Here is an 18,322-nt window from a genome sequence, read left to right as displayed (position 1 = left end):
AGAAGACCGCCCACATGATCAACAGGACGACACTGGGAACGACGACCACTCCGGCCAACCGTGACCTAATGGTCCGGTAGTTGGTCGGTGTGTAACCGCTCTTCTCGTTCACAGCGCTCTTCGTCTCCTGTGTCCCACGGCTAGCGCTGCGGGTTACCCATCTCACTCCTTCGGCTGCAAAATGGTAACAAGTAAAGATCTTCGTCACCGAATGGCAGCGATCACACGCAGTACGCGGTCAGCAGGCTACCCAGTCAGGTGAGTGTCGCAACACCCGGTCCGGGGGTTCTTGCCTTGTGAGAACCCCCGGACGGACTAGTTCCTCACGGCCGTTCCACGGCGACAACGTTGTACGTCGTCTCCGGGGTCGGCGGCGTCGTGAACCGGGCATTCGGCAGGTACAGGCGCTTTCCGAACGCGGCGACCGTGGTCGGGACGTCGAACCGCGCGTCAGTGCGTTCCGCGGCCAGCGTCGCGCCATCACGGCTCAGCGTGTAGCGCGCGACTTTGTTCAACCTGTTTTGCACCACGTACAACTGCCGTCCCTCACGCAACAGGCCGTCACCATTGGTGAGTGTTTGACCGTTCAGATTGATCTCGGCCGTCTTACCGGTGCGCGGATCAACCCGGAACAACTTTCCGGTGTTGCTCTGCACGACGATCAAGCCGCCGTCAAGACCCGTCACGATGCCGTTCAGGTTCGTGGCGCCGGGGGTGACAACGAGATCACCGGTGAGGTTCAGCGTCGAGTGCGGTTTGAGGCTCAACGGCACACGGTAGAGAACCGCCTTGCGCGAGTCGGTGAACCACGCCGACTTGTCGGTGAGGATGACGTCGTTGACGAACGTGTCCGTGGTGGCGAACTGGAACTTCGCCAGCAACGCACCTGTGCGCGTGTCGTAGACGCGTGCGTCACCACCCACACCGCCCGCGACCCACAGCCGTTTGCGGCTGTCGACCTTCATGCCCAGCGAGGGCGTACCCGGCCCCTTGGCGAGGACCTTGCCCTTGCCGGTGCGCAGGTCGGCCGCGTAGATCGACCCGTCGGCCCGCGAGCCGAAGTAGGCGGTGGCGCCGGCGATCGCGATGCCCTCGGGTTGCCACCCGTTCGGCAGGGAGAACTCCGTCGGGAACTGCCCGTGCTGCTCGGACGCGTCTGCGGTGGCCGGTGCGGCAGCGGTGAGCGTGACGCCCAGAACCGCCGCGAGCAGGACACCGAATCTGCGGTACATGCCGCCTCCTGGAGTCGGATTGGGAGCGCCCCGATCCTTTCGCAGGTCAGCGCCTGGGCCGGAGTTTTCTCAGGAACCCGACATCCGCGCTGGTGAGGCTCCCAACTCCCGCCACGGGGTGATGTGACACCCCTGGAGCAATCGGACCAACGCCGTGGCGACCACCCAACGTGCCTTCGGGTCACCGCAGGGAACGTGTGCGGCTCGGAGGGGAACGGGGGCGAAGGCGGCAGGCCGGTAGAGCGTGCCCCACACCCCGAGCACACCGGACTCGCGAACCCGGACGGCCACGGCACCTCGCTGCAACGACGGACACCGCCGCATCGCGACCGGTCACCCGGCAGCTCGCAGGCATGTCCGACGCCCTCGGACCACACCACCAGGTTGCACTGGAGGTCCTGTTCAGCCGACGCGTGGCACCTCGTGCAGAACGCCGGTACGGACGATGAGCGCAAACGCGCGTATGAGCTTCAGGCCCTCGTTTACCGCGTCACCTCAGGAATGCTCGACCGGCTCGGCGAGCCCGAGCTTCCCCGGATCACCGCCGAACGTTCGATGGCGGCAGCCGAGCGGACCGGCGATCCGCTGCTGAAACGAGAGCGCCGGTCGGTGAAGGCCGACCTCCGGGAGATGGCCGACTTCGTCGGCGTGCTCTGAGGCTCACAGCTCCGCGGCCGCCTCCGCGATCAGCTCCAGCGACTCCCCTTCCCCGAGCGCCAGCTCACCCACCCCCGCGAACCGCCGCGCACACCCCTCGGTCTCCCCCGCCCCCTCGACGTACTCCCCGCGCACGAACGTCTCGAAGTACGCCACGTCGTCGTGCTGCCGGTGCGCGAAGCTGAGCAACGTGAACGGCGTGCCCATCGCCGGGTGCGCGCCGGCGGTGAACGGCACGACCCGCAGTGAGACCGTGTCGAGCTCCGAGATCTCCATCAGGTGCAGCAGCTGTGCCTTCATCACCCGCGGGCCGCCGACGACCGGACGCAGGGCCGCCTCGGAGCACACCGCGTGCACGAGCAGCGGGTCCCGGCCGCCGACCCGGCCCTCCCACGCCTCGCGCACCGCCGCCTGTGCCGGGAACCGCGTGTCGTCCAGCACGAGCTTCGCGTAGTCGGCGAGCTGGAACAGCGCGGGAACCAGATCTGTCGTGAACGTGCGCAGAACCGTTGCCTCGAACACAAGATTCGCGAAGTCGGCGGCCGGGTCGAACAACACGGCATTGTCGAGCGCGCGCGCCTGTTCCGCGCACTGCGCTTGCCGCACCACGGCTTGCCATTCCTCGGCGGGCACCTGATACACGTATCCGAGCGCCATGATGTCGAGGACCGCGGACGGCTGCACCGCGTTCTCCATCATGGAGAGCTTGGCGCTGCTAAACCCCACCCGTTGCCCCGCCTCGGTGAGGCTGAGCTGCCGCTCGTCGCGCCACCCGGCCAGCTGCCGCCCGATGGCGCGTTCGAGCGTCGTGGCCCGGAAATCCTTCGGCATACCGCGAAGGATATGACCGAATCGGATTCCCGAAAGGGAGCACCCCCGTTGTGGACAACCGTTTACCGGCCAACGCCAACGTTCACCGAACACCTATGGCGTTAGAGAGGAAAAACGCCGTTCAGCCAATTTGACGTTTCGCGCGCGCATGGGCACGCACGAGGTCATGGAAGCCGAACGCCGTATCGCCCACCTCGGTCAGCAGTGCCTTCTCCACCAGGTCGTCCAGCGCGTCCTCGACGTCGCACTCCGACTCGCCCGCGATGGCCGCCGCCTCCGGCACGTCGAAGTGGGTGCCGGGGTGCCACGCGCACAGCCGGTACAGGCGGGCCTGGCGTTCCGGGAGCTCCACATAGGACAGGTCGAGCAACGGGGCGAGGCTGCCGGTCTCGTCGGTCAGCGGGTCGAGCGCGATCTCCGCGCCGCCGAGGTCGAGGCTCGACCGGCTCGTCACGACGACCGTGCCGGACGCGGGCAGGAACGGGGTCACCTGGTCGGCGCTGCTCGCGTTGTCCAGCAGCAGCGTGATCTTCTGCTTGAGCACGATCGAGCGGAACGCCGCCACGCGGTCCTCCGCCGGGACGTCGTTCAGCCGCAACGCGCGCAGCAGGCGGCCCAGGCGGAGCTCCACCGGTTCGCGCACGGTCAGGTCGAGGTACAGCTGGTCGCCGGAACACCGGTCGTGCAGCCACCGCAACGCCAGCGCCGTCTTGCCCACGCCGGCGGGGCCGCTGACGAGCGTCACCCCGTTGGGCCGCAACTGTTCGAGTTCCCGCAGGCGGCCGACGAAGTGCTTCGGCGGCGCCGGTGGCAGGAACTGGGCCGAAATCCCGTGCGAGCCTCTGAACCTGATCCCGCCAGCAGCGTTCCTACCAGCCAAAACATCACTCATCACCCGTAACCTCCCCGATTGGAGAAAGCTACGGTCTTTCGCCCACTTACATCAGACGGCCATCGAGTGATCGCACGAAAGGGCTGCTCCGGACGTGGACGTCGCGGTCTTCACCTGGCGGCCGTTGATGATGATCTTGCACGTCAGCTCGCCCCGCACGCCCTCCAGCCGCACGAGCACCCGGCCCTTGCGGGCACTGACCCGCTGCCACGGCACGTCCGGGTTCTTGAGCGTCCGCTCCTCCTCGCCGGGGAACGTGTAGGTGAGCTGGTCGGCGGTGCCGGAACCCTCCACCACCAGCCGGATGTCGGTCGTCACCGCGCAGCCGCACAACACCAGCAGCAGAGCGGCCAACGCGATCCTCATGCCGGGAACGGTAGGAAACGCGGCCACACCCGGACATCAGCCTGAAGGCCCAAGCGCAATCAGCCGTCAGGCTGACAACTAGCGGTGCGCCTCAGCACGTCGGCGAGGTGATCCACGCTCAGCAGGGCACCTCGCGGCGCCGCCCCCACGCCCCTATACATCCAGTGTGAAGACGTGGGGGCGACACCACGATGCACCCGTCTGACCGCGAATTCCCCCGGCAACGTGCCGAGCCACACCGCTACCCCTGCAGCGCCAGGAAGAGGTCCACGCGCGCCTCGAACTCCGCCAGGTCGACGCCGAGCAGCTCCTCCACCCGGCCCACCCGGTACCGCAACGTGTTCACGTGCACGTGCAGCTTCTGCGCCGCCGTGGTCCACGACCCGCCGCAGTCCAGGAACTCCTTCAGCGTCCCGGTCAGGTCCGAGCCGTGCTCGGCGTCGTAGTCGAGCACCGGCCCGAGCAGCCTGCGCCGCAACGACCCCCGCAGCTCCTCCGGCACCCCGGCCAGCAGCAGCTGGTGCAGGGCGATCTCCTCGCCCGCGACCACGCACGTGCGGCCGCCGCGCCGTTCACCGAGCCGCCGGCGTGCGCCGCCTCCTCCGCCGCGCCGCGCAGGCCGCGGGAGGTGACCGGGGAGCTGCGCCGACGAGCACCGGACGAGCCGAGGCCGGGTTCCAGTACCTTCAACGCCTCGCGGAGCTGGTCCGGCACCGAGTCGCCGGCCTTCGCGATGGCGTAGACGTGTCGCCGGCCGCGGTCACGAGCGCCTGCGGCAGCGCCTCCTCCAGCACGGCGGCGGCGAGGTCGGCGCGCTGGTCGCTGGTGACCGCGCTGATCACCCGCAGCTCGGCGTGCTCCAGCCCGGCGGCGGCGAGGCGGGAGTCGAGGTCGGGCGAGCCGGCCAGCACCGCGCTGAGCAACGGCGCGGCGGTGCGGTTCTCGATCTGGCGGCCCTGGGCCTGCCTCAACCGCTCCAGTGCGACCAGCGACGCCAGCTCGGTGGCGGCCTCGGGCTGCGGTTCTCCTGCCACGACGAGGATCCAGCTGGTGAGCCGGTTGCCGCCGCGTTCGGACACCGGCACGAGCGTGTGGCCCCTGACCGTCTTCGGCAGCCGGTCGGCCTGCAGGAACTCCCGCACCAGACCCACCCGGTCGGCCAGCTCGCCGCCCGCGACCACCCGGCCGGTGGTGGACAGCACCCAGCACGGCGCGTTCAGCTCGTGGCCGCCGGCGACCAGCAGCGCGGGCAGGCCGGAGCCCTCCGCGACGACGGTGAGCAGGCGGCGGTGCCGGCTCAGCCCGGCGAGCTCCATCGAGACGCGTTCGGTGATCGTCGCGAACGACAGGTCGATCGGCACCTCCAGCAGCGGCACGTGGTGGCGTTCGCAGGCGGTCACGAGGTCCCGTGGCAGCGCGCGGTTCTCGGTCTCGCTGGCGGCGAGGCCGGCGACGTTCGCGGCGGCCAGCGAGCGGACGAACGTCTCGGAGTCCTGCGGGCCGTGGTGCCAGAGCAGGCCGGACAGCACGAGCTCGCCACCGGAGAGGTACCGGCTGGGGTCGGGGAGCTCCGTTCCGTACACGCGGGTGACCGTGCGGTCGAGCTGGTCCTCACCGGTCTGCAGGCTCAGCCGCAGTTCCGTCATGCCGAGCAACGTCCGCAGCAGCAACATGGGGTGTCACTTTCGTCCATTCGTCGCCAGAACGGATGACATTTGTAGGAAAGCACAAATTCGTTACCCGCAGGAGCCCGCCGATTCATGTGTCACGCCGTAGAGCCCTGTACCTCTGAGTCTGTGTACTGGCTCACAACCAGATGGGAGGGCGAGTGACGATCTCCACGCACGTGCTGGACGCGGCACGCGGCAGGCCGTTCGCGGGCATCACCGTGGCGCTGCAGCGCCGCGACGGGACCGAGGTGGCGACCGCGGAGACGAACGCGGACGGCCGGATCACCGGATGGGGTGATGGCCTGGAAGCCGGGGTGTACCGGCTGGTCTTCGACACCGCGCAGGCCGCGCCGTTCTTCCCCGAGGTCGTGCTCACGTTCGACTACTCCGACCCGGCGCAGCACTACCACGTGCCGCTGCTCCTCTCGCCGTTCGCCTACTCCACCTACCGAGGTAGCTGACGATGGACTTCCTCCGACCGGCCACGCTGGCCGAAGCGCTGGAACTGAAGGCCGCGCGCCCGGACGCCGTGCCGATCGCCGGCGGCACGGACGTCATGGTGGAGCTGAACTTCGACCACCGCAGGCCGGGCGCGCTGCTCGACCTGACGCGGGTCGAGGAGCTGCGCACGTTCACCGAGGCGCGGATCGGCTCCGGTGTGCCGTACGTGCGGATCATCACCGAGCTGGGCCACGTGCACCCCGGTCTCGCGATGGCGTCGCGGACCGTGGGGTCACCGCAGATCCGCAACCGCGGCACGGTCGGCGGCAACCTGGGCGCCGCCTCGCCGGCCGGGGACACGCACCCCGTGCTGCTGGCGTCGGACGCGGTGGTCGAGGTCGCCTCCGTGCGCGGGACTCGCATGATCCCCGCCTCCGAGTTCTACGTCGGGGTCAAGCGGAACGCGCTGGAGCCGGACGAACTGATCGTGGCCGTGCACCTGGCGCCTGCCAAGGGGCCACAACAGTTCTCCAAGGTCGGCACGCGCAACGCGATGGTCATCGCCGTGTGCTCGTTCGCGATCTCGTTGTTCCCGCAGGAGAACCGGGTCGGCGCGGCGGTCGGGTCCGCGGCGCCGACCCCGCGGCGGGCGCACGAGGCCGAGGAGTTCCTGGCCGCGGAGCTGGACTTCTCCTCGCCCGCGCCGTTGCTGGACTCGGTGAAGCGGCGGTTCGGGGAACTGGTGTCCCAGGCCGCGTCACCGATCGACGACGTGCGCGGGTCGGCGGAGTACCGCAAGCACGCGCTGGCCGTGATGGCGCGCAGGACGCTCGGGTGGGCTTGGCAGGAACTTCTTGACGAGGAGCAGGCATGCGCGTGAACGTGACGGTCAACGGCGAGCAGCGCCAGGCCGACGACGTGTGGGAGGGCGAGTCGCTGCTGTTCGTGCTGCGCGAACGCCTCGGGCTGCCCGGCTCGAAGAACGCCTGCGAGCAGGGCGAGTGCGGCTCGTGCACGGTGTACCTGGACGACGTGCCGGTGTGCGCGTGCCTGGTCGCGGCCGGGCAGGCGCAGGACCGCGAGGTCCGCACGGTCGAGGGGCTCGCCGACGGTGAGCGGCTCGACCCCGTGCAGGAGGCCTTCGTCGAGGCGGGCGCGGTGCAGTGCGGGTTCTGCACACCCGGTCTCGTGGTGCAGGCCCACGCCCTGCTGGACCGCGTGCCGAACCCGTCCGACCCGGAGATCCGCGAGGCGCTCGCCGGGAACCTGTGCCGCTGCACCGGGTACGAGAAGATCCTGGACGCCGTGCGGCTCGCGGCGGCACGCCGATGATCGTCATCGACCGCTGTGCGGTGTCCACTGTGGATTCGGCCGGGACCGAGCACGCCTCGGGGCACGTGGTCGTGGCGGACGGGCGCATCCAGGCCGTGGGCTCCGGCCCCGCGCCCCGGCCGGGCGAGGCGCACACCTACGTGGACGCGTCGTCGTGCCTGGTCACGCCGGGGCTGATCAACACCCACCACCACCTGTACCAGTGGGCGACGCGGGGGCTCGCGACCGACGCGACCCTGTTCGAGTGGCTGACCGCGCTCTACCCGGTGTGGCGCGGGCTGGACGACTCGGTCACGCACGCCGCCGCGTCGGCCGGGCTCGCGAAGCTCGCGCTGACGGGTTGCACGCTCGCCGCCGACCACCACTACGTGTTCCCGTCCGGTGGCGGAGACGTGTTCGACGCGCTGGTGTCGGCGGGGCGGAGGATCGGCATTCGGCTGGAGGCCATCCGCGGGTCGATGGACCGCGGCCAGTCCTCCGGTGGCCTGCCGCCGGACAACCTGGTCGAGGAGACCGAGGCCGCGTTGATCGCCACCGAGCAGGCGATCGGCGACTACCACTCGACCGCGGCCGACGCGCTGGTCCGCGTCGCCGTGGGGCCGTGCTCGCCGTTCTCGGTGTCGCGCGAGCTGATGACCGGGGCCGCCGAACTGGCCCGCCGGCACGGAGTCCGGCTGCACACGCACCTCGCCGAGACGCTCGACGAGGAAGAGCAGTGCCTGGCGGAGAACGGCTGCACGCCCACCGAGTACGCCGAGCAGCTCGGCTGGCTGGGGCCGGACGTGTGGCTCGCGCACACCGTGCACCTCAACTCGGACGCGGTGAAGCGGCTCGGCGCGACCTCGACGGGGTCGGCGCACTGCCCGACGTCGAACGGGCGGCTGGGCACCGGCATCGCGCCGGTGCGGGACCTGCTGGACGCGGGCGCGCCGGTCGGGCTCGGCGTCGACGGTGCGGCGTCCAACGAGGACGGTGGCCTGGTCGTGGAGCTGCGGTCCGCGCTCTACCAGGCACGGCAGCGCGGCGGTCCCGGTGCGCTGGACGCCCGCAAGGCGTTGTGGATGGGCACGATGGGCGGCGCGCAGGTGCTGGGCCGGGCTGACGCGCTGGGTTCGGTTGAGCCCGGCAAGGTCGCCGACCTCGCGGTGTGGGACCTGTCCGGATTGGACCACGCGGGGATCGCGGACCCGGTGGCGGCACTGGTGCTCGGCACTCCCCCGCCGGTGAAACTGTTGGTCGTGGGCGGCGAGGTCGTGGTGCGGGACGGGGTCCTGCTGACGGCGTCGACCGACGAGCTGGCGCGTGACCTCACCGCCGCCGGCACCAAGCTCCAGGAGGCAGCGCGATGACCCTCACTCCGACCGAGCTCACCTCCGCGGTGTCGGGTGGCATCGGGACGTCACCGCAGCGCCCCGACGGCAACCTCAAGGTGCGCGGCGAGTTCGCGTACTCGTCGGACCTGTGGCACGAGGACATGATCTGGGGCGCGACCCTGCGCTCGCCGCACCCGTACGCGCGCATCACGTCGGTCGACCTGACGGAAGCGTTGAAGGTGCCGGGCGTGTACGCGGTGCTCACGCACTCGGACGTGCCGGGCCGCAACCTGTACGGGCTGGAGCACAAGGACCAGCCGGTGCTGGCCGTGGACGTCGTGCGGTACCAGGGTGAACCGGTCGCGCTGGTCGGCGCGGACCACCCGGAGACCGCGCTGCGGGCGATGAAGAAGATCGTGGTCGAGTACGAGGTGCTCGAACCCGTGGTGGACATGGAGACCGCGGCGGACGACACCCCGTTGCACCCCGGCGGGAACCTCGTGCGGCACGTGCCGATCCGCCGTGGCTCCCAGGACGTCACCGCGGACGTCGTGGTCACCGGCCGGTACGAGGTCGGCATGCAGGACCAGGCGTTCCTCGGGCCGGAGTCGGGGCTCGCGGTGCCGGCGGCCGACGGGTCGATCGACCTGTACATCGCGACGCAGTGGCTGCACGTCGACCGTGCGCAGGTGGCGTCCGCACTGGGTCTGCCGGAGGAACAGGTGCGGCTGACGCTGTCCGGCGTCGGTGGCGCGTTCGGCGGCCGGGAGGACCTGTCGATGCAGGTGCACGCCTGCCTGCTGGCGCTGCACACCGGCAAGCCGGTCAAGATGGTCTACAACCGCGAGGAGTCGTTCTACGGGCACGTGCACCGGCACCCGGCCGTGCTGTACTACGAGCACGGCGCCGACCACACCGGCAAGCTGGTCTATGTCCGCACTCGCATGTACCTGGACGGTGGTGCGTACGCCTCCTCGACTCCCGCTGTCGTGGCGAACGCGGCGACGCTGGGCGTCGGGCCGTACGAGGTCGACAACATCACGATCGACGCGTACGGCCTCTACACGAACAACCCGCCGTGCGGTGCGATGCGCGGTTTCGGCGCCGTGCAGGCAGGTTTCGCCTACGAGTCGCAAATGGACAAACTGGCCGAAGCACTGGGCATGTCGCCGGTCGACATCCGGATCCGCAACGCGATGACCGAGGGCTCGGTGATGCCGACCGGGCAGGTCGTCGACTCGGCGGCACCGGTCGCGCAGCTGCTGAAGCTGGTGCAGGACAAGCCGTTGCCGGCCGGGATGTCGGCCGACATCCGCGAGCTGCCCGGTGGTGTCTCGAACACCACGCACGGCGAGGGTGTCGTGCGCGGCGTCGGTTACGCCGTCGGCATCAAGAACATCTGCTTCTCCGAGGGCTACGACGACTACTCGACCGCGCGGGTGCGCGTCTCGATGGTCAACGGCGAGCTGGTCGCGGCGGTGCACACGGCCGCGTGCGAGGTCGGCCAGGGTCTGGTGACGATCATGCAGCAGATCGTGCGGACCGAGCTCGGCATCGAGACCGTGACCGTGCTGCCGATGGACACCTCGATCGGCAACGGCGGTTCCACGTCCGCGTCACGCCAGACGTACGTGACCGGTGGCGCTGTCCGTGCCGCCTGCCTGGCCGTTCGCGACAAGCTGCAGGACCGCACGGACATCGGCGACGAGGTGATCGACGAGACCGTCGAATGGCGGCACCGCGCGACCGAGGCGCTCGATCCCGAGACGGGCCAGGGCAACGCGCACGTCCAGTACGGCTTCGCGGCCCACCGTGCCGTGGTCGACGTCGACGTGGACCTGGGGCTGGTGCGCGTGGTGGCGCTGGACTGCGCGCAGGACGTCGGCAAGGCGCTGAACCCGCAGGCCGTGATCGGGCAGATCCAGGGTGGTTCCGCCCAGGGCCTCGGCCTCGCCGTGATGGAGGAGATCCAGACCTCCGGCGGCAAGGTGCGCAACCCGTCGTTCACCGACTACCTCATCCCGACCGTGCTCGACATGCCTCCCATGAGCATCGACGTGCTCGAGCTCGCCGACCCGCACGCCCCCTACGGCCTGCGCGGCGTCGGCGAACCGCCCACCATCTCGTCGACCCCGGCGATCGTGGCGGCGATCCGCGCGGCGACCGGCCTGGCGCTCACCCGCGTCCCGGTCCGCCCGGAACACCTCACCGGTACCTGAGTCCCGTTCCACCACTCTGGAGAGTTCCCCGCTGTGAACGCACATCTGCTCGCCACCATCGACCTGGCCACCCGCAACGTGGCCTCCGGTGGCGGCCCGTTCGGCGCGATGATCGTCCGCGCCGGCCAGGTCATCGCGACCGGCGTCAACCAGGTCACGCCCACGCTCGACCCCACCGCCCACGCCGAGGTCGTCGCGATCCGCGCGGCCTGCCAGGTGCTCGGCGACTTCAAGCTGACCGGCTGCACGCTGATTTCTTCGTGCGAACCGTGTCCGCTGTGCCTGTCCGCTGCTCTGTGGGCCCGCGTTGACCGTGTGGTCTACGCCGCGGACCGGGACGACGCGGCGGCGGCCGGGTTCGACGACCGCGAGTTCTACGAACTGTTCAGCAGGTCCCGCGACGAGTGGGACCTGCCCGTGCACCAGATCTCCACAGGCGAGGACAACGCCCCGTTCACCGCCTGGAAGTCACTCGCGACCCGCATCGACTACTGAGCTGGACCACTGAGGCCACAAGCCTTCTATCTGCTGACCGGAGCTTGCATCGCTTAATTGCGTTCCGGCGTTGGAACGCGCCCACCGGCATGGGAAAGGCCGTCATGACCCAGTTACGGACGCGGCAGTCGTCTGCCTTCGACCAGTTCTTCCGCATCACCGAACGTGGCAGCACGTTCAGCCGCGAGGTCCGCGGTGGCATCACGACGTTCGTCGCGATGTCGTACATCGTCCTGCTCAACCCGCTGATCCTCGGTGCCTCCGCCGACATCACCGGCGCCAAGCTCACCATCGCCGAGATCACCACGGCCACCGCGCTCGCGGCCGGCGTGATGACCGTCCTCATGGGACTGGTCGGCAACGCACCGCTGGCGATCGCGGCCGGCCTCGGCGTGAACGGCGTGGTGGCGTTCCAGATGGCACCGACCATGACGTGGGCGCAGGCCTTCGGCCTGGTGGTGCTGGAGGGCGTGTGCATCGTGGTCATGGCCGTCTCCGGTGTCCGCGAACGGATCATCAACGCGATCCCGGAGCCGTTGAAGATCGCGATCACCGTGGGCATCGGCCTCTACATCGCGTTGGTGGGACTGGTCTCCGCCGGTTTCGTGACCCGCACGCCGGACGCCGTCGGGTCGACGGTGCCGGTCCGCATGGGCGTCGACGGCCACCTCAGCGGCTGGCCGATCGTGATCTTCTGCCTCGGCCTGCTGCTGATGATCGTGCTGATGGCCCGCGGGGTGCCCGGCGCGGTGCTGATCAGCATCGTGGTGGCGACGGTCGTGGCCGTCGTCGTGAACTCGGTGTTCACCGTGTCGAACTGGGGACTCGTGACGCCGACGCTGCCCTCGTCGGTCGTCGGGCACCCCGACTTCGGGTTGTTCGGGCGGATCGACCTGTTCGGCGGGTTCGTGTCGGCCGGTGTGATCGCGGCGACGATCTTCCTGTTCACGCTCGTGCTGTCCGGCTTCTTCGACGCGATGGGCACGATCACCTCGGTGTCGGACGAGGCCGGGCTCACGAAGGACGGCAAGGTCGAGGGCATGGGCAAGATCCTGATGGTCGACGGCGCCGGCGCCATTGCCGGTGGTGTCACGGGATCGGCACCGAACACCGTGTTCCTGGAGTCAGCGGCGGGCGTTGGCGAAGGCGCCCGGACCGGCCTGGCCTCGGTGGTCACCGGCGGACTGTTCCTGGTGGCACTGCTGTTCACCCCGCTCGCCACCGTCGTGCCCGCGCAGGCAGCGGCACCGGCGCTGGTGGTGATCGGCGGGCTGATGATGACGCAGATCCGCCGCATCCCCTGGCACGAGACGGACTACACCATCCCGGTGTTCCTCACCGTGGCCATCATCCCGTTCACCTACTCGATCACCAACGGCATCGGCGCGGGCCTCGTGTCCTACGTGGTGCTGCGCATCTGCAAGGGCCGCTGGCCCGGCTGGCTGATGACCGGTCTCGCGCTGATGTTCGCCGTGTACTTCGGCGTGGACGTGATCACCGGCGGGTGACGTTCCGGGGCTTGGCCGGGCGGCCACCCGGCCGAGCCCCTCTGCTTGGGAGGTTCGATGCGTGACCTGGCTTCGACGTTGCTGTCGTGGGACCGGTTCGCGGTCGCCTCGGTGGTGGCCGTGCGGGGCAGCGCGCCCCGCCCGGTCGGCGCCGCGATGGCGGTCGGCCCGTCCGGCGAGGTGATCGGCAGCGTGTCCGGCGGCTGCGTGGAGGCCGAGGTCCACGACCTGGCGTGCACGGTGCTCGAGACTTCTGAAGCTGCTTTTGCCACGTTCGGGTACTCCGACGACACGGCGTTCTCGGTCGGTCTGACGTGCGGCGGCTCGCTGGACGTTCTCGTGCAGCGCGACAGTCCGTCGTTGCGTGCGGCACTTCAGGCTTCTGTGGACTCTTTGCCGGTGTCGGTGCGGTTCTGCTTCGAGGACCGCGTGTTCACTGAAACCTGGCTGCCGCCGCCGCGACTGCTCGTGTTCGGCGCCATCGACCACGCCGCCGCCGTGGCCGAGATCGGCCGGTTCCTCGGCTACCACGTGACGGTGTGCGACGCCCGCCCGGTCTTCGCGACCCCGGAACGCTTCCCCGCCGCGCACGAGGTCGTCGTGGACTGGCCGCACCGCTACCTGGCGTCGACTCGCACCGACGCGGCGACGGCCGTGGTCGTGCTGACCCACGACCCGAAGTTCGACATCCCGGTGCTGGCGGAGGCCTTGTCCCGCCCGCTGGCGTTCGTGGGCGCGATGGGCTCCCGTCGCACGCACCTGGAACGACTCGACCGGCTGCGCGAGGCCGGCGTTCCCGCCGCGGCACTGGCCCGCCTGCGTTCCCCGATCGGCCTCGACCTCGGCGGCCGCACCCCGGCCGAGACCGCGGTGTCGATCGCCGCCGAACTGGTGGCCCTGCGCCACGGCGGGACCGGGGCGTTCCTGTCCGACCTGTCCACCCCGATCCACCACGACACCGAGGAGCGAGATGGCGCTGATCTTCCTCAACGGCGGCGGCATGCGGGGCGGCCCGCTGCACGCACAGCTGCAGGGCACGCCGATGGTGTGCCGAGCCCGCAGTGCCCCGAGGTACCGGTACTTCTCGGTGCGGGGCACCTTCCCCGCCATGCACGAGTCGGGCACGGCCGCGGTGGTCGGTGAGCTCTACGACCTGCCGCTGAAGGTCCTGCGCGACCACCTCGTCCCGGCGGAGCCGCCGGAGCTGGAGATCGGCGTCATCGAACTGGAGGACGGCAGCGCCGCACTGGCCACCGTGCTGCGCGACGCGGTGGTCGACCCGTTGCTCCGATCGGGTGACCTGGAGGACATCTCGTATCTCGGTGACTGGCAGGCCTTCTTGCACACCGAGGGGTGAGGGAGTGGCAAGGGGGAGTTGCCGCAGGCGGCGGGACCGAGTCGGTCCCGCCGCGGGGGGACGGCAACGCCGCTGCTCTACCGGGTCTGACCACCATCCAGACCCGGCACCACCGTCTTCGGGTCCAGTGCCGCGCTGATCGCGGCGAGTCGCAGGCCGTTGAGCGCGAACGCCTGGTCCGGGTTGCGGTAGCTGAGGTCGCCCTGCCAGATGCGGACGCCGTCACGCCGCTGCCACCTCGCGGATCCCACCGGCACCATGAACACCGGCCGCCGCTCCCCCGCCCACAGCTCCCCCGGCCAGCTGGTTTCTGACCTCCCGGCTTCCCGCCCGGACGAACGTCTCGTACGGCACGCTCGCCACGAGGTGGCCCGGCCAGAAGAGCGACCGGTCGAGGTAGACCGAGCCGTCCACCAGCTGCCCGTCCCACTCGTAACCCGCGTAGCTCGGGATCAACGCCCTCTCCCCCGCAACAACCCGCGCTCGTACGCCACCGCCACGGCCGCCGCCCGGTCGGAGACGCCGAGCTTGGCGTAGACGTGCAGCAGGTGCGTCTTCACGGTGGCCTCCGAGATGAACAACGCCGCCGCCACCGCCCGGTTCGTCAACCCGCGCGCCACCAGGGCCAGCACGTCCAGCTCCCGCGCCGACAACGGTTCCTCGGCCGGTGTGCGGACCTGGCCCAGCAACCGGGTCGCGACCGCGGGCGAGAGCACGGCCTCGCCGGCGGAGGCGGCGACGATCGCGCGGTGCAGCTCGTCGCGCGGGGTGTCCTTCAGCAGGTAGCCGGTGGCGCCGGCCTTGATGGCGGGCAGGACGTCGCGGTCGGTGTCGTAGGTGGTGAGCACCAGGATGCGGCAGGGGTGGTCGCGGAGGCGTTCGATGGCGGAGAGGCCGTCGGAGCCGGGCATGCGCAGGTCCATGAGCACCACGTCGGGCGAGAGGGCCTCGACGACGGCCACGGCCTCGTCGCCGGAGGCAGCCTCGCCGATGACCTCGAACGACGGCGAGGCGAGCATGCCGCGCAGGCCGTCGCGGACGACCGGGTGGTCGTCGACGATCACGAGACGGATCACGCGCTCACCACAGTCCACACAGTCCTCACAGCCGCACCACGCCCGACTCCCGGCACCGGCTCCCGCCACCCCGTGCCGGCACCTGTGCCAACCCCGACCCTCAACTGGAGCTCCTGTCGCCTCACGCCGGCACCCGTGCCGAGATCGCCGTCCCCGCCCCCAGCTCCGACTCCACGTCCAGCGCCCCGGACAACCGCGACACCCGGTGCCGCATCGCCGTCAGGCCGAAGCCATCCGAAGGCCGCGCCAGGTCGAAGCCGCAGCCGTCGTCGCGCACGTCCAGGGTCACCACGTCCTCCATGTACGACAGGGTCAGGCCCACGCGCGAGGCGGAGGCGTGCTTGGCGATGTTGGCGAGGGCCTCCTGGGCGGTGCGCAGCAGGGCGACCTCGACCTCGGGGTGCATGACGCGCGCCGAGCCGGTCAGGGTCACCGACACGGGGACGCCGTGCAGGGACGACCAGCCCGACGCCACCTCGCCGAGTGCTTCCGGCAGTGCGGCCTCGTCCAGTGCGGGTGGGCGCAGGGCGTGGACGGAGCGGCGGGCCTCGTCCAGGCCGGAGCGCGCCAGCGACACGGCTTGCTCGACGCGGCGTTCCCAGTCGGCCGAAGTCGCCGCGGACAGCTGCGTGATGATGCCCGCCAGGTCCTGGGCCAGGGTGTCGTGGATCTCGCCGGCCATCCGCTGCCGCTCGTCCTGCACGCCCGCCTCGTGGGCCTGCACCAGCAGCTGCGCCTGCAGGCCGGAGTTCTCCTCCAGCAGCACCTTGCGCAGGCGGGCCTGTTCGGTCGTCACGTAGCCGACGAACGTGAACACGCACGCGACCGTCACGAAGACGAGCAGCAGCAGCCAGAACGCCGCACGTGCCTCCGGTGGTGGGTAGCCGCCGAACAACGACAGGGTCGCCAGCACGGCCGTGCCCGCCGTCGCGAAGAACATCCAGCGCGGGCGCAGCACCTCGCTCGCGTAGATGTACACCGCGTAGGACACGGCGCCGAACCAGTGCTCGCGCATGCCGAGGACCGCGTAGAAGACGACCATGCCTGCCACGAACACGGCCATCAGCTCGGCCCGGCCGCGCCACCGCGGGTGCAGCGTGAACCACCACAGCATCCACGCGTAGCCGAACGCCACGACGCCGTAGGTGAACCAGCGCTCCGCCACCGACTGCTCGGTGAAGATCGTGTACAGCACGGTCGTCACGGTCAGCACGAAGTACGGGATCACGTGTGCGACGGAAGCGAGCTTGCGCTCCCACGTGTCCAACGCGGCCTGGTCCACGAGCTACTCCCAGCGGAACGTCTTGGCCGCGACGCTACCCGCCACGAGGCTCACGAGCCCCATGATCGCCAAATGCCTCCAGTCCGGCGCGGTGCCGAGCCACGCCTGTTGCAACGCCTCCACACCGGGCGGTGTGTAGGACCCGATCGACCGCACCACCGAGGGCAGCATGAACCGCGGCAGGTACACGCCGCCGAAGAACATCAGCAGCATGAACACCGCCGTCGCCCAGCCACCCGCCGCACGCGCGTTCGGGGCCAGTGCCGCGATCACCAGTCCCAACGCGAACGTGCCCGCGCCTCCCAGCACCACCGCCGCCGCCAGCCCCAGCGGGTGGTGCGGCAGGTCCACGCCGAACACCAGGTACCCCACCACGATGGTGAGCAGCACCGACAAGATCGCCGCGGCGAAGTTCACGACCATCTGCCCGACCAGCAACCGCGCCGGGTGCATCGGCGTCGTGGACAGCCGGCGCAGCACGCCCTTCTCCCGATAGGTCGCCACGACCGTCGGAACACGCTGCAACCCGATGAACGCCAACGTGAACACGACCAACGACGACATGTACGCGTCGATGAACCGCAACCCGCCGAACTCCGGCGCCGGCGTCCGCAACGCCGGAACCGCCCCCAGCACCAACAACAACACCGCCGGGAACAGCACGGCGAACAACGAGTTCAGCCGGTCCCGCAGGAACAACCGCGCCTCGACCTCAACGATCCGCAACATCTCGACCCCCGGTCAGCTCCACGTACGCGTCGTCCAGCGACACCTGGTCCACCCTCAGCTGCCGCGCCACGACCTGGTTGCGCGCCAGCCACGACGTCACCGCCGCCAGCACGGTGTCACCGCCGGTGACCACCACCTGCTCCCCCGCCAGGTCCACGCCCGCGACGTCCGGCAACGCCAGCACCGCGGCCACGTCGATCGGCGCGGACGGCACGAACCGCACCCGCGTCGAACCGTCCACACGCGACACGAGACCGGCCGGGGTGTCCAGGGCGGCAACACGTCCGTCGCGGATCACGGCCACCCGGTCGCACAACCGCTCGGCCTCCTCCATGAAGTGCGTGACGAGCAGGATCGTCACGCCCGCAGCACGCACGTCCTCGATCACCGCCCACGTGTCGCGCCGCGCCTGCGGGTCGAGCCCGGTCGTCAGCTCGTCGAGGATCGCCACCCGCGGGTCCCCGACCAGCGCCAGTGCGATCGACAACCGCTGCTTCAGCCCACCGGACAGCCGCCCGTACTCCGCCGACAGGTGCGAGGTCAGCCCCAGCCGCTCGGACCAGTCGACCGGCCTCGGGTAGAACGACGAGAACAACGCGAGCGCCTCCCCGACCCGGATCCGCTCCGGCAGCTCGGACGCCTGCAGCTGCACCCCGATCGCGGCACGCGACTGCGCCGGCGGCCGCCCCAGCACCGCCACGCTCCCCCGGTCCGGCGTCCGCAGCCCGGCCACGCACTCGACCGTCGTGGTCTTGCCCGCGCCGTTCGGCCCGAGCACACCGAAGATCTCCCCCTCGGCCACCGAGAACGACACCGAGTCCACCGCGACCTTCGGCCCGTACCGCTTGCCGATGTCGTGCACTTCGATGATTGCCATGCGACCAGCGTGGAACAACCGCGCAGGAGGATCATCGAACGAGCG

At 70.2% G+C, this 18,322-nt stretch carries 22 protein-coding genes; 10 read left to right on the top strand and 12 right to left on the bottom strand.

Annotated features, from left to right (window positions below):
• Nucleotides 1-323 precede the first annotated feature (323 nt).
• The gene (locus BBK82_RS26950) at nucleotides 324-1,232 is read right to left on the bottom strand and encodes an NHL repeat-containing protein (RefSeq protein ID WP_065917513.1); all 909 of its coding nucleotides are present in this window, start codon (nucleotides 1,230-1,232) and stop codon (nucleotides 324-326) included.
• A gap of 423 nt (nucleotides 1,233-1,655) precedes the next feature.
• Here BBK82_RS26950 and BBK82_RS50595 point away from each other — a divergent pair, with 423 nt between their 5' ends.
• Nucleotides 1,656-1,889: a hypothetical protein gene (locus BBK82_RS50595; protein WP_154697526.1), complete on the top strand. Its 234-nt coding sequence runs from the start codon at nucleotides 1,656-1,658 to the stop codon at nucleotides 1,887-1,889.
• 3 nt (nucleotides 1,890-1,892) lie between these two features.
• Here BBK82_RS50595 and BBK82_RS26945 read toward each other — a convergent pair whose 3' ends face one another.
• From BBK82_RS26945 to BBK82_RS26930, 5 genes are all read right to left on the bottom strand, one after another.
• Complete coding sequence (locus BBK82_RS26945) at nucleotides 1,893-2,720, bottom strand: helix-turn-helix domain-containing protein (RefSeq protein WP_065917512.1); 828 nt, start codon at nucleotides 2,718-2,720, stop codon at nucleotides 1,893-1,895.
• A 121-nt stretch (nucleotides 2,721-2,841) separates the two neighbouring features.
• On the bottom strand, nucleotides 2,842-3,612 hold the full coding sequence (locus BBK82_RS26940; protein WP_154697525.1) for a hypothetical protein: 771 nt from the start codon (nucleotides 3,610-3,612) through the stop codon (nucleotides 2,842-2,844).
• Nucleotides 3,613-3,663: 51 nt separating this feature from the next.
• Entirely contained in the window at nucleotides 3,664-3,978 is a 315-nt protein-coding gene (locus tag BBK82_RS26935) for a hypothetical protein (protein WP_065917510.1), read from the bottom strand.
• A gap of 241 nt (nucleotides 3,979-4,219) precedes the next feature.
• A complete protein-coding gene (locus BBK82_RS49040; RefSeq protein ID WP_083268174.1) occupies nucleotides 4,220-4,528 on the bottom strand; it encodes a helix-turn-helix domain-containing protein in 309 nt (102 codons plus the stop codon).
• Between the two features lie 136 nt (nucleotides 4,529-4,664).
• Nucleotides 4,665-5,651: a PucR family transcriptional regulator ligand-binding domain-containing protein gene (locus tag BBK82_RS26930; RefSeq protein ID WP_083268173.1), complete on the bottom strand. Its 987-nt coding sequence runs from the start codon at nucleotides 5,649-5,651 to the stop codon at nucleotides 4,665-4,667.
• Between the two features lie 143 nt (nucleotides 5,652-5,794).
• On the opposite strand from BBK82_RS26930, the gene uraH reads away from it, so the two are divergent.
• From uraH to BBK82_RS49035, 9 genes are all read left to right on the top strand, one after another.
• The gene (uraH, locus tag BBK82_RS26925) at nucleotides 5,795-6,109 is read left to right on the top strand and encodes a hydroxyisourate hydrolase (protein ID WP_065917509.1); all 315 of its coding nucleotides are present in this window, start codon (nucleotides 5,795-5,797) and stop codon (nucleotides 6,107-6,109) included.
• Between the two features lie 2 nt (nucleotides 6,110-6,111).
• Nucleotides 6,112-6,969, top strand: coding sequence for an FAD binding domain-containing protein (locus tag BBK82_RS26920; RefSeq protein ID WP_065917508.1), 858 nt, complete (start codon nucleotides 6,112-6,114; stop codon nucleotides 6,967-6,969).
• Nucleotides 6,960-7,421 (top strand): (2Fe-2S)-binding protein, encoded by a 462-nt coding sequence (locus BBK82_RS26915; RefSeq protein ID WP_065917507.1) that lies wholly within the window; start codon nucleotides 6,960-6,962, stop codon nucleotides 7,419-7,421. Before BBK82_RS26920 ends, BBK82_RS26915 begins: the two co-directional genes overlap by 10 nt.
• Nucleotides 7,418-8,770 (top strand): 8-oxoguanine deaminase, encoded by a 1,353-nt coding sequence (locus tag BBK82_RS26910; protein ID WP_065917506.1) that lies wholly within the window; start codon nucleotides 7,418-7,420, stop codon nucleotides 8,768-8,770. Before BBK82_RS26915 ends, BBK82_RS26910 begins: the two co-directional genes overlap by 4 nt.
• Nucleotides 8,767-10,953: a molybdopterin cofactor-binding domain-containing protein gene (locus tag BBK82_RS26905; RefSeq protein WP_065917505.1), complete on the top strand. Its 2,187-nt coding sequence runs from the start codon at nucleotides 8,767-8,769 to the stop codon at nucleotides 10,951-10,953. The genes BBK82_RS26910 and BBK82_RS26905 overlap by 4 nt, the downstream gene beginning before the upstream one ends.
• Before the next feature lie 33 nt (nucleotides 10,954-10,986).
• Nucleotides 10,987-11,448 carry a nucleoside deaminase gene (locus BBK82_RS26900; RefSeq protein WP_065917504.1) on the top strand — a complete coding sequence of 154 codons (462 nt, stop codon included), beginning with the start codon at nucleotides 10,987-10,989 and terminating at the stop codon, nucleotides 11,446-11,448.
• Between the two features lie 104 nt (nucleotides 11,449-11,552).
• On the top strand, nucleotides 11,553-12,956 hold the full coding sequence (locus BBK82_RS26895; protein ID WP_065921369.1) for an NCS2 family permease: 1,404 nt from the start codon (nucleotides 11,553-11,555) through the stop codon (nucleotides 12,954-12,956).
• 57 nt (nucleotides 12,957-13,013) lie between these two features.
• The gene (locus BBK82_RS47805) at nucleotides 13,014-14,099 is read left to right on the top strand and encodes an XdhC family protein (protein WP_071812683.1); all 1,086 of its coding nucleotides are present in this window, start codon (nucleotides 13,014-13,016) and stop codon (nucleotides 14,097-14,099) included.
• The gene (locus tag BBK82_RS49035) at nucleotides 13,984-14,313 is read left to right on the top strand and encodes an allophanate hydrolase-related protein (RefSeq protein ID WP_418287525.1); all 330 of its coding nucleotides are present in this window, start codon (nucleotides 13,984-13,986) and stop codon (nucleotides 14,311-14,313) included. Before BBK82_RS47805 ends, BBK82_RS49035 begins: the two co-directional genes overlap by 116 nt.
• Nucleotides 14,314-14,390: 77 nt before the next feature.
• Here the strand turns inward: BBK82_RS49035 and BBK82_RS50590 are convergent, their stop codons facing one another.
• The 6 genes from BBK82_RS50590 to BBK82_RS26865 all read right to left on the bottom strand — a co-directional run bounded on the left by BBK82_RS50590 (nucleotide 14,391) and on the right by BBK82_RS26865 (nucleotide 18,277).
• Nucleotides 14,391-14,564, bottom strand: a complete 174-nt coding sequence (locus tag BBK82_RS50590; RefSeq protein ID WP_154697523.1) for a hypothetical protein — start codon at nucleotides 14,562-14,564, stop codon at nucleotides 14,391-14,393.
• Nucleotides 14,536-14,769: a hypothetical protein gene (locus BBK82_RS26885; RefSeq protein WP_065917502.1), complete on the bottom strand. Its 234-nt coding sequence runs from the start codon at nucleotides 14,767-14,769 to the stop codon at nucleotides 14,536-14,538. The genes BBK82_RS50590 and BBK82_RS26885 overlap by 29 nt, the downstream gene beginning before the upstream one ends.
• The gene (locus BBK82_RS26880; protein WP_065921368.1) at nucleotides 14,766-15,389 is read right to left on the bottom strand and encodes a response regulator; all 624 of its coding nucleotides are present in this window, start codon (nucleotides 15,387-15,389) and stop codon (nucleotides 14,766-14,768) included. Before BBK82_RS26880 ends, BBK82_RS26885 begins: the two co-directional genes overlap by 4 nt.
• A gap of 121 nt (nucleotides 15,390-15,510) precedes the next feature.
• Complete coding sequence (locus BBK82_RS26875) at nucleotides 15,511-16,671, bottom strand: sensor histidine kinase (protein ID WP_065917501.1); 1,161 nt, start codon at nucleotides 16,669-16,671, stop codon at nucleotides 15,511-15,513.
• A gap of 3 nt (nucleotides 16,672-16,674) precedes the next feature.
• Nucleotides 16,675-17,400 carry an ABC transporter permease gene (locus BBK82_RS26870; protein WP_065917500.1) on the bottom strand — a complete coding sequence of 242 codons (726 nt, stop codon included), beginning with the start codon at nucleotides 17,398-17,400 and terminating at the stop codon, nucleotides 16,675-16,677.
• Nucleotides 17,384-18,277 carry an ABC transporter ATP-binding protein gene (locus tag BBK82_RS26865; protein ID WP_065917499.1) on the bottom strand — a complete coding sequence of 298 codons (894 nt, stop codon included), beginning with the start codon at nucleotides 18,275-18,277 and terminating at the stop codon, nucleotides 17,384-17,386. Before BBK82_RS26865 ends, BBK82_RS26870 begins: the two co-directional genes overlap by 17 nt.
• Nucleotides 18,278-18,322 lie beyond the last annotated feature (45 nt).

Source organism: Lentzea guizhouensis, assembly GCF_001701025.1.
GTDB classification, from domain to species: Bacteria; Actinomycetota; Actinomycetes; order Mycobacteriales; family Pseudonocardiaceae; genus Lentzea; species Lentzea guizhouensis.
The sequence above is the reverse complement of the archived record's forward strand: the minus strand, read 5'-3'. Positions and strand labels throughout refer to the sequence as shown.